The sequence below is a fragment of the Streptomyces sp. YPW6 genome, assembly GCF_018866325.1.
In the GTDB taxonomy this organism is placed as follows: Bacteria; Actinomycetota; Actinomycetes; order Streptomycetales; family Streptomycetaceae; genus Streptomyces.
The window spans coordinates 7,224,397-7,236,771 of sequence record NZ_CP076457.1 but is presented as its reverse complement, the minus strand read 5'-3'; the positions used below and the strand labels follow the sequence as shown (position 1 = coordinate 7,236,771).

The window sequence follows — 12,375 nt, the reverse complement described above, 5'->3', positions numbered from 1 at the left end:
GGACCTCCGCCCCTGGCACAATCGCCGCCATGCAGATCACCGAACTCATCGCGTCGCTGTCCGACGAGGGGCGGCTGCTCGCAGCGGCCGCCGAGCAGGCCGGTCCCGGCGCATCCGTCCCGACCTGCCCCGGCTGGCAGATACGCCATCTGCTGCGGCACACCGGGATGGTGCACCGGTGGGCGGCGGCGTTCGTCACCGAGGGACACACCTCCTACCACCCCGACGGCGGCGAGCCCGATCTCGACGGAGCCGAACTGCTGGCCTGGTTCCGCGAAGGCCACCACCATCTGGTCCGGTCCCTGGAGGAAGCGCCGGCCGACCTGGAGTGCTGGACCTTCCTGCCGGCCCCCTCGCCGCTGGCCTTCTGGTCGCGCCGTCAGCTGAACGAGACGACCGTGCACCGGGTTGACGCGGAATCGGCGCTCGGCGGTCCGCTGACCCCGGTGTCCGCGGACCGGGCCGCCGACGGCATCGACGAACTCCTCACCGGCTTCCACGCCCGGCCCAGCAGCCAGGTGCGCTCCGATGAACCGCGCACGCTCCGGGTGCGGGCCGTGGACACGGAGGCGACCTGGACGGTGCGGATCTCCCAGGAGCCGCCGCGTGCCGTTCGCACGGCGGGCCCGGACGGCGACGGCACGGGGAAGTCCGACGCCACCGGTGAGTCCGACGGCGCGGAGCGGGTGGACTGCGAACTGAGCGGAACGGCCGAGGGACTCTTCCTCACCCTCTGGAACCGGCTGCCGCTCACGGCGGTCACGCTGCGCGGGGACCGCGCGGTGGCCCGGCTCTGGACGGACAATTCGGCCGTCGGCTGAGGTTCCCGGACCGACGGGGGCAGGTGGGGGCGGGCGCCGCCAGGACGGCACCCGGCCCCGTCAGCCCGTACCCGCGTCGCGCAGGCCCACCGAGCGGGCCAGCCCACCGGCGGCCTGTCTGAACAGCGCCTCGCGTTCCTCGACGACCCGGTTGAACTGGCCGAACAGCTCGAAGGAGATCAGGCCGAACAGCTGCGCCCAGGCGGCGACCAGGGCGGCCACCGACTCGGGCGGGACCCCCTCCGCGAAATCGGCGGCCATCCGCTCCGCGTCGGCGCGCAGTTCGTCCGCGAGCGGCGGCAGGGTGAGGTCGCCGGACCGGAACGCGCCACGGACGATGTCGATGAGGACCAGGCCCACGCGCGCCGCGGGTCCCACGGTGTCCATCGGGGCGATGTAGCCGGGGACGGGCGATCCGTAGATCAGGGCGTATTCATGGGGGTGGGCGAGCGCCCATTCCCGTACGGCACATGCGACGGCGACCCAGCGCTCGGCGGGCGGCGCCTCAGCAGCCCGCACACCCGACTGCCGCTCCCCCTCCGCGTGTTCTGCGACTGCTTGTTCCGCAACGGTTCGATCGGCCACCGCTTGTTCCGCGACCGCTCCGATCGCGTCGAACGCGTCGACGATCAAGGCGGTGAGCAGGTCGTCACGGCTGGGGAAGTAGCGGTAGAGCGCGGAGGAGACCATGCCCAGCTCCCGGGCGACGGCCCGCAGCGAGAGCTTCGGCGCGCCCTGTTCGGCGAGTTGCTTCCTGGCCTCGTCCTTGATGGCCGCGGTCACTTCGATACGGGCGCGTTCCCTGGCCCCTCGGATGGTGCTCATGCGATCAGTCTGCCATGCGAACGGATCACCGACCATGAACGAGAGCACTGCTCTTGCTTTGGAGCACCCACCAGGTGCACACTGATCTCAAGCGAGAGCACCGCTCTCCCCAGCCTGGGAGTCATCATGTCGCAGCAGCCCTACTACCTCCGGGCGAGCGCCGCCGCCAACCGCTTCAACAAGGTCGTCGGCTGGCTGGCCCGGCACGGCCTGAGCCTCATGGGCTCGGCGGAGCTGTCGGTGCGCGGGCGCAAGAGCGGCCAGATGCAGCGCATCCCGGTCAACACCCACACCTTCGAGGGCGACCGGTACCTGGTCTCGGCGCGCGGCCACTCGCAGTGGGTGCGCAACATGCGCGTGGCGGGCGGGGGAGAGCTCCGGCTGGGGCGCAGGGTCAGCCGGTTCACCGCCGTGGAGATCGCCGACGACACGCAGAAGGCCCGGATCATCCGGGCTTATCTGGAGCGGTGGGGCTGGGAAGTCCATCAGTACTTCCAGGGGATCACGGCGAAGTCCACGGACGCCGAGCTGCTGGCCGCCTCCCCGGATCATCCGGTCTTCCGCATCACCGTCGAGGCATGACCACGCCTCGTCTCCGGGGCGGCCACGGGGCGCTTTGCCTTCTGCCGGACGGCCTCGGGGGCGTGGTCGCGAGGCCAGGGGCCGCCGGGGTCCTTCGGCACACTGCCGCCTGCCGCACGACGCCCGGCACGCACGCTCGCGGCGTCGCCGCAATGCCCTGGCAGCTCCGCTGCGAGAGCAGCCCGGCCTTGCGGTCGCACGCACCGGACGCCGCGCGGCCGCCCTCCGGGCGACGACGGCCGTTCGACGACCGGCCCTACCGGTCCATCGCGTGCAGGGCCCGCTGTGCCAGCGGGTGCGTGCGGACCAGCTCGGCGAGCGACGTCGTCCCCCGGGTGATTCCGGCGAACGACTTCCAGGCCGGGCGGAAACCGGTCAGCACCGCGTGCAGCAGACCCGGCCGCCGCTCGAACAGCTTGAGCATGCGGCGGCCGACGCCCATCTCCACGCCGAGGCCGGCCTTGATGGCGAAGGCGTAGTTGAGGGCCTGGCGGCGGGCGTCCACCGCGTCGTGCGCCTCGGCGATCCGGACCGCCCACTCCCCCGCGAGCCTGCCCGAGCGCAGCGCGAAGGAGATGCCCTCGCGGGTCCACGGCTCCAGCAGCCCGGCCGCGTCACCGCAGACCACGACCCGGCCGCGGGAGAGCGGGGAGTCGTCGCTGCGGCAGCGGGTCAGATGGCCCGAGGAGATGGACGGCTCGAACCCGGCGAGGCCGAGACGGGCGATGAAGTCCTCCAGGTACCGCTTGGTGCCCGCGCCGTCGCCGCGCGCCGAGATGACGCCCACCGTGAGGGTGTCGCCCTTGGGGAAGACCCAGCCGTAGCTGCCCGGCAGCGGACCCCAGTCGATGAGGACCCGGCCCGCCCAGTCCTCCGCGACGGTGGCGGGGACGGGGATCTCCGCCTCCAGACCGAGGTCGACCTGATCGAGCTTCACCCCGACGTGGGCTCCTATCCGGCCCGCGCTGCCGTCCGCCCCGACGACCGCCCGCGCGAGGACGGTCTCGCCACCGGCCAGCACCACGGCGACCGTTCGCCGGTCGGGCACGGCAGGACCGTGCTGCTCGACCCGCGCCACCGAGGCGCCGGTGCGCAGTTCGGCCCCGGCCTTCTGCGCCTCCTCGACCAGCCCGGCGTCGAACTCGGGGCGGTTGATGAGCCCGAAGAGCATGCGCCGGGAGCGGCGGGTGCGGGCAAGCTTGCCGTTGAGCGAGAAGGTCACCGCGTGGATGCGGTCCTTCAGGGGCAGTTCGAACCCGGGCGGCAGGGCGTCCCGGGAGAAGCCGATGATGCCCCCGCCGCAGGTCTTGTAGCGCGGCAGTTCCGACTTCTCCAGCAGCAGGACCCTCCGGCCCGCCACGGCTGCCGCGTACGCCGCCGATGCCCCGGCCGGTCCGGCGCCGACCACGACGACATCCCACACCAACGACTCGTCCGGCTCGCGTCCTGCGTCTGCGTTCTCGCTGCTCACGATGTGCTTCTGCTCCTGATCCGACCAGTGGCCCCAAGCTGCTCACGGCATCCTACGGCGCGCCGCGGGCCGGCCCTCCTGTGGGAGGATCGGCCATGATTTCGTCGTACATGCGGCGTCGCACACACGGCGTCGCACACGGTCGCGTACACACCGCGCCCTACCCCTAACGTCGCACCCACGAGGAGCGTGCCCATGACCGCCCGTCCGATTCCCGAGACCGTCGCGTCGCTGATGCCCCGTGCCCGTCAGGAGCTGGCCGAGCTGGTGGCGTTCCAGTCGGTGGCGGACCCGGCGGTGTTCCCCAGGAGCGAGTGCGAAGGCGCCGCGAACTGGGTCGCCGACGCGCTGCGCGCCGAGGGGTTCACGGACGTCGCCCTCCTGGACACCCCGGACGGCACGCAGTCCGTCTACGGCCACCTGCCGGGACCCGCCGACGCGCCGACCGTACTGCTCTACGCCCACTACGACGTGCAGCCGCCGCTGGACGAGTCGGCGTGGATCTCCCCGCCGTTCGAGCTGACCGAGCGCGACGGACGCTGGTACGGACGGGGCGCGGCCGACTGCAAGGGCGGCTTCATCATGCACCTGCTCGCGCTGCGCGCCCTCAAGGCGGACGGGGGCGTCCCGGTCTCGGTGAAGGTGATCGCCGAGGGTTCCGAGGAGCAGGGCACCGGTGGCCTGGAGCGGTACGCGGAGGCGCACCCGGAGCTGCTCCGCGCGGACACGGTCGTCATCGGCGACACCGGCAACTTCCGCGTCGGGCTGCCGACTGTGACGGCGACGCTGCGCGGGATGACCATGCTGCGCGTGCAGTTGGACACCCTTGAGGGGAACCTGCACTCGGGGCAGTTCGGCGGCGCGGCCCCGGACGCGCTGGCGGCGATGATCCAGCTGCTGGCCTCGCTGCGCGCCGAGGACGGGACGACCACGGTCGACGGTCTGGCCGGTGACGCCGACTGGGACGGCATCCAGTACCCGGAGGCGGAGTTCCGGCAGGACGCCAAGGTGCTGGACGGGGTGGAGCTGATCGGTACGGGCACGGTCGCGGACCGCATCTGGGCCCGTCCCGCCGTCACCGTCATCGGCATCGACTGCCCGCCGGTGGTCGGCGCGACCCCGTCCGTGCAGGCGAGCGCACGGGCCCAGATCAGCCTGCGGGTACCGCCGGGCCACGACGCGGCCGAGGCGACGAAGCTGCTCACCGCCCACCTGGAGTCCCGTGCCCCCTGGGGTGCGCGGGTGAGGGTGGAACAGGTGGGCCAGGGCCAGCCGTTCCGGGCCGACATGAGCAGCCCGGCGTACCAGGCGATGGCGGACGCGATGCGGGACGCCTACCCGGGCCAGGAGATGCAGTCCTCCGGCATGGGCGGCTCCATCCCGCTGTGCAACACCCTGGCGGGGCTCTATCCGGAGGCGGAGATCCTGCTGATCGGGCTGAGCGAGCCGGAGGCGCAGATCCACGCGGTGAACGAGAGCGTGTCGCCCGAGGAGCTGGAGCGGATGTCGGTCGCCGAGGCGCTGTTCCTGCGCAACTACGCGGAGTCGAAGAAGGCCTGATCCCGCTGGGTGCCCCGGTGTCCGCGCGCCGGGGCACGGGGTGACCGGGAGAGGCCCGGCGGTGGACTCCGGAGCGCTTCGCCCCCGGCGAAGTCGCCCGGAGCGTAGATCCGGGCGGCGCCCGTCCGCCGCTGCGTACCTTCCCCGCATGGATCTCGTCGAGGTACTCCCCCCGTTGCACATGTTCCGCTTCCGGATCGGTCAGGCCTATCTCTGGAACGACGGAACGGACCTGACCCTGGTCGACGCGGGCGACAGCGCGTCGGCCGCCGCGATCGGGCACGCGGTGCGGACGCTCGGTCACGACCCGGCCCGCATCCGCCGCATCGTCATCACCCACGGCCACCGCGACCACTACGGGGCCGCCCGGGAGCTGGCCGACCGGTACGGCGCCGAGATCCTCGCCCACGTGCTGGACGCCCCGGTGATCCGGGGCGAGCGCCCGGTACCGGAGCCGGATCTGCTGGACTGGGAACGGCCGCTCTACGCACACGGGTTGACCTGCCCCGAGGCCCCGCCCACCCGGGTCGACCGCGAGCTGACGGGCGGCGAGGTGCTGCCGTTCGGGGGCGGTGCCCGGGTGGTGCACGCCCCCGGTCACACGCCGGGCTCCATCGCGCTCCATCTGCCGCGCCACGGCGTGCTGTTCACCGGGGACACCGTCGCCTCCGCGCAACGGGTGATGCTCGGCGTGTTCAACGTGGACCGCGCGGAGGCGGCGGCCACGTTCCGGCGACTGGCCGCGCTCGGGCCCCGTACCGTCTGCTTCGGCCACGGCGACCCGCTCACGGAGGACGCCGCCGCGCTGATGGAGGCCGCGGCACACGGCGGCTGAGGCGGGAGGGGAGCCCGGGGCCGGTCGTCGAACGGCCGTCGTCGCCCGGAGGGCGGCCGCGCGGCGTCCGGTGCGTGCGACCGCAGGGCGCCGGGCTGCTCTTGCAGCGAAGCTGCAAGAGCAGCCCGGCAACGCCGCGAGCGTGCGCGCCAGGCGTCACACGGCAGGCGGCAGGCGGCAGGCGGCAGGCGGCAGGCGGCAGGCGACAGTGTGACGACGGGCCCGAGAGAGCGCGCCGTACTTCCACGGCGGCGCCGGGGGCGTGGACACCCGCCGCCGGCTTCCGCCACGCGCCCCTGCGCGTGCTCCGCCCCCGGCGCACCCCGGCTCCCGGACAGGAGCAGCTCAGCCGACCGGCACTCCCGCCTCCAGGTTGAGCACCATCTTCTGCTCACGCGCCCGCAGAGCCCAGCGCAGCCGCTCGTACCGCGTGGGCGGCAGCATCCCCGCGGCCTCCTCCTCGGTGACGAAGCGCCAGCCGCGCAGCTCGGAACCCGGCAGCAGCAGCCGGCCCGCGTCCTCGGCCCGGAGCAGACCCCCGTCGAAGAGGAACCGCAGTCCGCCGTAGCCGGGCGGGCGGGGTGACTCCCAGTCGACGAGCAGCAGGGCGGGCACCCGGTCGAGCACGAGGCCGATCTCCTCGGCGACCTCACGGATCCCGGCCTGCGCGGGGGCCTCGCCCGCCTCCACGACCCCGCCGGGGAACTCCCACCCCGGCTTGTACGTGGGGTCGACGAGCAGCACCCGGTCCTGCTCGTCGAAGAGCAGGACCCCGGCGGCCACCGTCTCGCCGGTCGGCTCGGGACTCTGCACGATGGGGCACGGCGGCGCGCTCCCGGTGCGCACGGCGTCCGCGATGCGCTCGGCGGTCTCCCGGGGGCTGAGGGCGCTGTTGTCGATGACGTGCGCGTCCTCGGCGATCCAGCCGAGGGCGTCGCGGTACGGACCGATGTGCTCGTACGCCCACCGACGTACCCGGTCGTTCTGCTCGTCGTCGCCGGGAATCTCCTCGCGGCCCGCGATCCGGCTCCGCAGGATCGTTTCCTCAGGTGAGAGCGCCACATGCCGGACCGGGATGCGCCGGGAGGCGAGCCCGCCGAAGATCTCGTCGCGGTACTCCTGGCGCAGCAGTGTCATCGGCACCACCAGCACCCCGGGCACCTCGGCGAGCAGCGCCGACGCCGTGTCCACCACGAGCCGCCGCCAGATCGGCAGGTCCTGGAAGTCGGTGACCTCGGCGAGCCGCTTCTGCGGCAGCAGGGCACGCAGCCCCGCGCCGGTGACCTCCGGGTCGTACAGCGTGCTGTTCGGAATCAGATCGATCAGTTCGCCGGCGGCGCTGGTCTTTCCCGCGCCGAACGCACCGTTGAGCCAGACGATCACGGTTCCCCCTCTTCCGTAGCCCCCTGTGGCTTGCCCGCAACACCCTGCCGCGAAAACCCCGCGGGGGCGACGGCGTTGGCCGGATGCGGTCGTCCGGGACGTGCGGCCGGCGTGGCCTCGGACCGCGGTCGCACCCGCCGTCCCAGAACGGACCACCCGGCCGTCACCACGTCAGCGCGGTGACGGCCCCTGCCCCCGGGTGGCGCCCGGCCTGACGAACCGGGCGCCTCCCGGCAGCCCTTGCGTCCGCCCACTCCTCGGCCGCGTCACCGGCCTCCAGGTCGAACCCCTAGGGCGTTTCTTTCGGATCATCGGATCGTTGGTCAGGCGTGCCCCTGAGTGACGCCCATTGGGCGCGGATTGAGCCGCTGTTACCGGACCGGACGCCGAAGCGCGGCGGCCGGTGGCGTGATCACCGGCAGGTGATCGATGCGATTGCGTGGAAGTTCCAGACCGGCTCCCACTGGGTGCACCTGCCTGAGCAGTACGGCTCGTAGAAGGGTGCGTACACCAGGCTCCGGAACTGGGCAATCCACGGCACCTGGGAGCGCGTCTTCACCGGTCTGCTCGCCGAGGCCGACGGAGAGGAAGACCTGGATTGGGTCGTCGCGGTGGACTCCACCATCGTACGTGCTCACCAGCACGCTGCGGGCGCCCGAAAAGGGGGGCCTCAGCCGGCGAACCGGACGATCATGCACTTGGGCGGTCGCGCGGCGGTCTAACTACGAAGGTGCACCTGGCCGCCGATGGCCGATGCCGCCCCTTGGCCTTTGTCCTCACACCTGGCCAGGCTGGGGATGCTCCGGCCTTCGAATCTGTCATGGCCGCCCTGCGGGTGCCCCGCCGCCGCGGACGGCCCCGCACGCGGCCGGTGCTGGTACTCGCAGACAAGGCGTACTCGTCCCGCGCCATCCGCACCCACCTCAGACGACGTGGGATCCGTGCCGTGATTCCGATCCCGGCCGACCAACAGGCCCACCGCGCGCGACGCGGCAGCCTCGGTGGCAGGCCACCCGCATATAACCGAGAGGCCTACAAGCAGCGGAACACCGTCGAGCGGTGCGTCAACCGCCTCAAGCAGTGGCGGGGCATTGCCACCCGCTACGAGAAGACTGCCACTGTCTACCTCGCCGGGCTCCATCTGGCAGGCATCTTCATTTGGTCTGCGCGCTGACAAGCAACCAGGACCAGTCATAGACGGCCATGCTCCGGAACGAGCGTCTCGCACCGATCACACAGCACGAGGTGGACCCGTCGGCTCTCACGCAGTGAGCCATCAGCAGCACAGCGCTCACAGATGCTCTCACTGCGGTCAGCGAACGCATCAGTGACAGTGTGGAGGCGCGAGTGCTCCACATCTGTCCAGTTACCGCCAGGTTTCCACGGCCGCGGGAACGCCTGGAAGGCCAGAGCCCCCCACTTCTGCTTCACGGCCAGGAGCTCGTACTCCGGGAACTCCGCGACAACCGCCTGATGGCACTCAAGCACCAACTGCCGCCAGCCAGGACCCACGTCGACGTCATAGGACGGGTTTCGCAGGTGCTGCCTGATCGGCTTCAGCACGTCGCCTGAAGCCGATGAAGTCTCCACCATCCAGTCCCCTCACGCAGCAACGAACCCCGATCCTATGGTGCATGGCTTGCCCCACGTGATCCAAAAGAGAAGCCCTGGGCCTGTCGTCACACTGCCGCCCTCCGGGCGACGGCGGCAGTGTGACGACAGGCCCTAGCCCAGGGCGATGGCCGCCGCCGCGGCCCCGACCAGCCCCGCGTCGTTGCCCATCACGGCGGGCGCCACGGTCAGCCGGCGCAGGTAGGAGAGCGTGGCGTAGTCGCGCAGGCTGCGGCGCAGCGGTACGAAGAGGACGTCGCCGGCCCCGGCCACTCCCCCGCCCACCACCGCGATGTCGAGGTCCGCCAAGGTCGCGGTGGCGGCGATGCCGGCGGCCAGCGCCTGGGCGGCGCGCTCGTAGGAGGCGAGGGCGACCGGGTCCCCACCGCGGGCGGCGACGGCCACGGCGGCGGCCGTCGCATCGCCGTCCGGTCCGGGCCGCCAGCCGTTCTCCAGGGCGCGGCGGGCGATGTTGGGCCCACTGGCGATGCCCTCGACGCAGCCACGCGCACCGCAGGGGCACGGGTCGCCGTCCAGGTCGACGCTGATGTGGCCGATATGGCCGGCGTTGCCCGAGGGGCCGGGGCGCAGCGCGCCCCCGAGAACGAGGCCGCCGCCGACACCCGTCGACACGACGAGGCAGAGTGCGTTGCCGTAGCCCCGCGCCGCACCGAGCCAGTGCTCGGCGGCCGTCATCGCGACGCCGTCGCCGACCAGCGCGACCGACAGCCCGCCCGCCGTCTTGCGGACCCGCTCCACCAGCGGGAAGTCCCGCCAGCCGGGGACGTTGACCGGGCTGACCGTGCCGGCGGCGGCGTCCACCGGACCGGCACTGCCGATACCGACGGACCCGGCCCTGCCCCACAGCGGGGAGGCCATCAGCTCGCCCAGCACCTCGTCCACCGCCCCCATGACCGCCTCGGCGCCCTCCCGGGCGGGCGTCGGCCGCTGCGCCCTTACGAGAAGGGAGCCGTCGCCGCCCACCAGCGCTCCGGCGATCTTGGTGCCGCCGATGTCGAGCGCGGCGACGAGGTCGGTATGCATCGGTGTGGGCTCTCCGGATCGGTGAAGGGGCGGGACCTGCGGGTTCGGTCCATAGTCTGCACGGTCTTCATGCTGTTGACAACGTTGTCCAGGGCCTATGCTCGACGCCACAGCCTCCGGTCACCTGCGCGGCGCCCCGTCTCGGCCCCGCCCGGCCCCGCCCGGAGCACCGCACGCCCCGCCCGTAGCCGACGACAGGACAGCGCACGTGGACCGGACCGCCCGTCATTCCGAGACCCGCTACGGCAACCGGCCGACCATGAAGGACGTGGCGGCCCGGGCAGGAGTCGGCCTGAAGACGGTCTCCCGGGTGGTGAACAGCGAGCCCGGCGTCACGCCCGACACCGAGCGCCGCGTGCAGGAGGCGATCGAGGCGCTGGGCTTCCGCCGCAACGACAGCGCCCGGGTGCTGCGCAAGGGGCGTACGGCGTCCATCGGGCTGGTCCTGGAGGATCTGGCGGACCCGTTCTACGGTCCGCTGAGCCGCGCGGTGGAGGAGGTCGCCCGCGCGCACGGCGCGTTGCTGATCAACGGCTCCAGCGCCGAGGACCCCGAGCGGGAACAGGAGCTGGTGCTGGCACTGTGCGCCCGCCGTGTCGACGGTCTGATCGTGATCCCGGCGGGCGACGACCACCGCTATCTGGAGCCGGAGATCAAGGCGGGCATCGCCACGGTCTTCGTGGACCGCCCGGCGGGCCATGTGGACGTCGACATGGTGCTCTCCGACAGCTTCGGCGGGGCCAGGGAGGGCGTGGCGCATCTCATCGCGCACGGTCACCGCAGGATCGGTTTCATCGGCGACCAGCCGCGGATCCACACGGCCACCGAGCGTCTGCGCGGCTATCACGCCGCCATGCGGGACGCGGGTATCGCCGTCGAGGACGGGTGGGTCTCCCTCGGCTCCACCGAGCCGGAGCGGGTGCGGGCCGCCGCCGAGGAGATGATGGACGGCCCCGAACCGGTCACCGCCCTGTTCGCGGGCAACAACCGGGTGACGGTGACGGCGGTACGGGTGATCGCGGAGCGCGAGCGGCCGGTGGCGCTGGTCGGGTTCGACGACATCGAGCTGGCCGACCTGCTCGGGATCACCGTGATCTCGCAGGACGCGGCGGCGGTCGGCAGGACCGCGGCCGAGCACCTCTTCCGCCGCCTCGACGGGGCGGACCACGCCCCGGCGCGGGTGGAACTCCCGACGACGCTCATCCCGCGCGGTTCCGGCGAACTGCCGCCCGCCTGAGGGGACGGGACCGACGTCCCGGGCCCGGGGAGCCCCCCGCCCGGCGGAAGACGCGGGCCGGGCCCCGGGGGCCCCGCCCGGCGGAAGACCCGGAGCCCGGGATGCCCGCCCGAGGCGCCCCTGCGGCCCCGGGACGCCCGCCGTCAGGCGGCGGCGGGCACCGGCCGGAACTCCCGGGTGAGCAGGGCCAGGAGGCGCGCGGGCGCGTCCTCGGGGGTCGCGTGGCCCGCCCCGTCCAGCCAGTGCAGCTCGGAGTGCGGGATCAGCGCGTGCAACTGCTCGGCGAAGGGCGGCGGCAGGAAGCCGTCCTCGCGCCCCCAGACGATCCGGGTCGGCACCCGAACGGACCCCAGCAGATGCCGGAACTCATCCGTGGCCGCCTGCTCCAGCTGTCCGTACTGGCGGTAGTACGCCGCCCTGCCCTCCTCGCCGCGCCACGGGTCCAGATGGGCGGCCAGGACGTCCGGCCGGTAGCCGCAGTGGCTGGCGAAGCGCAGGTGGCTCTCGGCCAGCGCTTCGTGAGCGTAGACGGGCAGCTGCTCGAAGAGATGCGCGTTCTCCCGCACGAGCCGGAACAGACCGGTCCCCCAGTCGCCGCAGCCCACCGCGTCGACGAGGGTCAGATCGGCGTACCGGGCGCCTTCCAGCAGCAGCGCCCGCAGGGCCACGGCCCCGCCGATGTCGTGGGCGATCACCCTCGGACTCTCCAGCCCCCAGTGGTCCAGCAGCCCGGTGAACACCCGCGTGTGCGCGGCCAGCCCGAGATCCTGGCCCGCACGCTGTTCCGACTGCCCGAAGCCGAGCAGGTCGAACAGGTGGACCTGGTGGTCCTGGGCGAGCGCCGGTGCGATCTCGCGCCAGATGCGCGACGAGAACGGGGTGCCGTGGAGCAGAACGACCGGGCCGCCCTCCCCCATCACGTCCCAGCGGACCGTCCCGTCCGGGGTCTCGAACGCCCTCGTCAACACGCCGTCCATGACACGCCTCCTGATGTCGGGGTGCAGAA

The 12,375-nt window shown here is 72.8% G+C and carries 10 protein-coding genes and 1 pseudogene; 6 read left to right on the top strand and 5 right to left on the bottom strand.

Annotated elements, in window-relative coordinates; translation table 11 throughout:
• Positions 1-29: 29 nt before the first annotated feature.
• A complete protein-coding gene (locus KME66_RS31680; RefSeq protein WP_216328404.1) occupies positions 30-821 on the top strand; it encodes a maleylpyruvate isomerase family mycothiol-dependent enzyme in 792 nt (263 codons plus the stop codon).
• A gap of 60 nt (positions 822-881) precedes the next feature.
• Here the strand turns inward: KME66_RS31680 and KME66_RS31675 are convergent, their stop codons facing one another.
• The gene (locus KME66_RS31675; protein ID WP_216328402.1) at positions 882-1,646 is read right to left on the bottom strand and encodes a TetR/AcrR family transcriptional regulator; all 765 of its coding nucleotides are present in this window, start codon (positions 1,644-1,646) and stop codon (positions 882-884) included.
• Between the two features lie 126 nt (positions 1,647-1,772).
• On the opposite strand from KME66_RS31675, the gene KME66_RS31670 reads away from it, so the two are divergent.
• Positions 1,773-2,228: a nitroreductase/quinone reductase family protein gene (locus KME66_RS31670; protein WP_073224154.1), complete on the top strand. Its 456-nt coding sequence runs from the start codon at positions 1,773-1,775 to the stop codon at positions 2,226-2,228.
• Between the two features lie 256 nt (positions 2,229-2,484).
• Here the strand turns inward: KME66_RS31670 and KME66_RS31665 are convergent, their stop codons facing one another.
• Positions 2,485-3,699 carry a geranylgeranyl reductase family protein gene (locus tag KME66_RS31665; RefSeq protein ID WP_216328401.1) on the bottom strand — a complete coding sequence of 405 codons (1,215 nt, stop codon included), beginning with the start codon at positions 3,697-3,699 and terminating at the stop codon, positions 2,485-2,487.
• A 195-nt stretch (positions 3,700-3,894) separates the two neighbouring features.
• Here KME66_RS31665 and KME66_RS31660 point away from each other — a divergent pair, with 195 nt between their 5' ends.
• Together KME66_RS31660 and KME66_RS31655 are read left to right on the top strand one after the other, a co-directional pair.
• Positions 3,895-5,259 carry a dipeptidase gene (locus tag KME66_RS31660; protein ID WP_073224157.1) on the top strand — a complete coding sequence of 455 codons (1,365 nt, stop codon included), beginning with the start codon at positions 3,895-3,897 and terminating at the stop codon, positions 5,257-5,259.
• A 148-nt stretch (positions 5,260-5,407) separates the two neighbouring features.
• Entirely contained in the window at positions 5,408-6,094 is a 687-nt protein-coding gene (locus KME66_RS31655) for an MBL fold metallo-hydrolase (protein WP_073224158.1), read from the top strand.
• A gap of 345 nt (positions 6,095-6,439) precedes the next feature.
• Here KME66_RS31655 and KME66_RS31650 read toward each other — a convergent pair whose 3' ends face one another.
• Entirely contained in the window at positions 6,440-7,477 is a 1,038-nt protein-coding gene (locus KME66_RS31650) for an NUDIX hydrolase (RefSeq protein ID WP_216328399.1), read from the bottom strand.
• 329 nt (positions 7,478-7,806) lie between these two features.
• On the opposite strand from KME66_RS31650, the pseudogene KME66_RS31645 reads away from it, so the two are divergent.
• Positions 7,807-8,651 (top strand): annotated as a pseudogene (locus KME66_RS31645) (IS5 family transposase).
• A 551-nt stretch (positions 8,652-9,202) separates the two neighbouring features.
• Here KME66_RS31645 and KME66_RS31640 read toward each other — a convergent pair.
• A complete protein-coding gene (locus KME66_RS31640; protein WP_073224160.1) occupies positions 9,203-10,132 on the bottom strand; it encodes an ROK family protein in 930 nt (309 codons plus the stop codon).
• A 208-nt stretch (positions 10,133-10,340) separates the two neighbouring features.
• Between KME66_RS31640 and KME66_RS31635 the strand changes: the two genes are divergently transcribed.
• Positions 10,341-11,369 (top strand): LacI family DNA-binding transcriptional regulator, encoded by a 1,029-nt coding sequence (locus tag KME66_RS31635; protein WP_216328397.1) that lies wholly within the window; start codon positions 10,341-10,343, stop codon positions 11,367-11,369.
• Positions 11,370-11,512: 143 nt separating this feature from the next.
• Here the strand turns inward: KME66_RS31635 and KME66_RS31630 are convergent, their stop codons facing one another.
• A complete protein-coding gene (locus KME66_RS31630; RefSeq protein ID WP_216328395.1) occupies positions 11,513-12,346 on the bottom strand; it encodes an alpha/beta hydrolase in 834 nt (277 codons plus the stop codon).
• Between the last annotated feature and the right edge of the window lie 29 nt (positions 12,347-12,375).

Coding starts and splice junctions, on each gene's coding strand:
- KME66_RS31680 (WP_216328404.1), top strand. CDS start 30: ATGCAGATCACCGAACTCATCGCGTCGCTGTCCGACGAGGGGCGGCTG.
- KME66_RS31675 (WP_216328402.1), bottom strand. CDS start 1,646: ATGAGCACCATCCGAGGGGCCAGGGAACGCGCCCGTATCGAAGTGACC.
- KME66_RS31670 (WP_073224154.1), top strand. CDS start 1,773: ATGTCGCAGCAGCCCTACTACCTCCGGGCGAGCGCCGCCGCCAACCGC.
- KME66_RS31660 (WP_073224157.1), top strand. CDS start 3,895: ATGACCGCCCGTCCGATTCCCGAGACCGTCGCGTCGCTGATGCCCCGT.
- KME66_RS31655 (WP_073224158.1), top strand. CDS start 5,408: ATGGATCTCGTCGAGGTACTCCCCCCGTTGCACATGTTCCGCTTCCGG.
- KME66_RS31640 (WP_073224160.1), bottom strand. CDS start 10,132: ATGCATACCGACCTCGTCGCCGCGCTCGACATCGGCGGCACCAAGATC.
- KME66_RS31630 (WP_216328395.1), bottom strand. CDS start 12,346: ATGGACGGCGTGTTGACGAGGGCGTTCGAGACCCCGGACGGGACGGTC.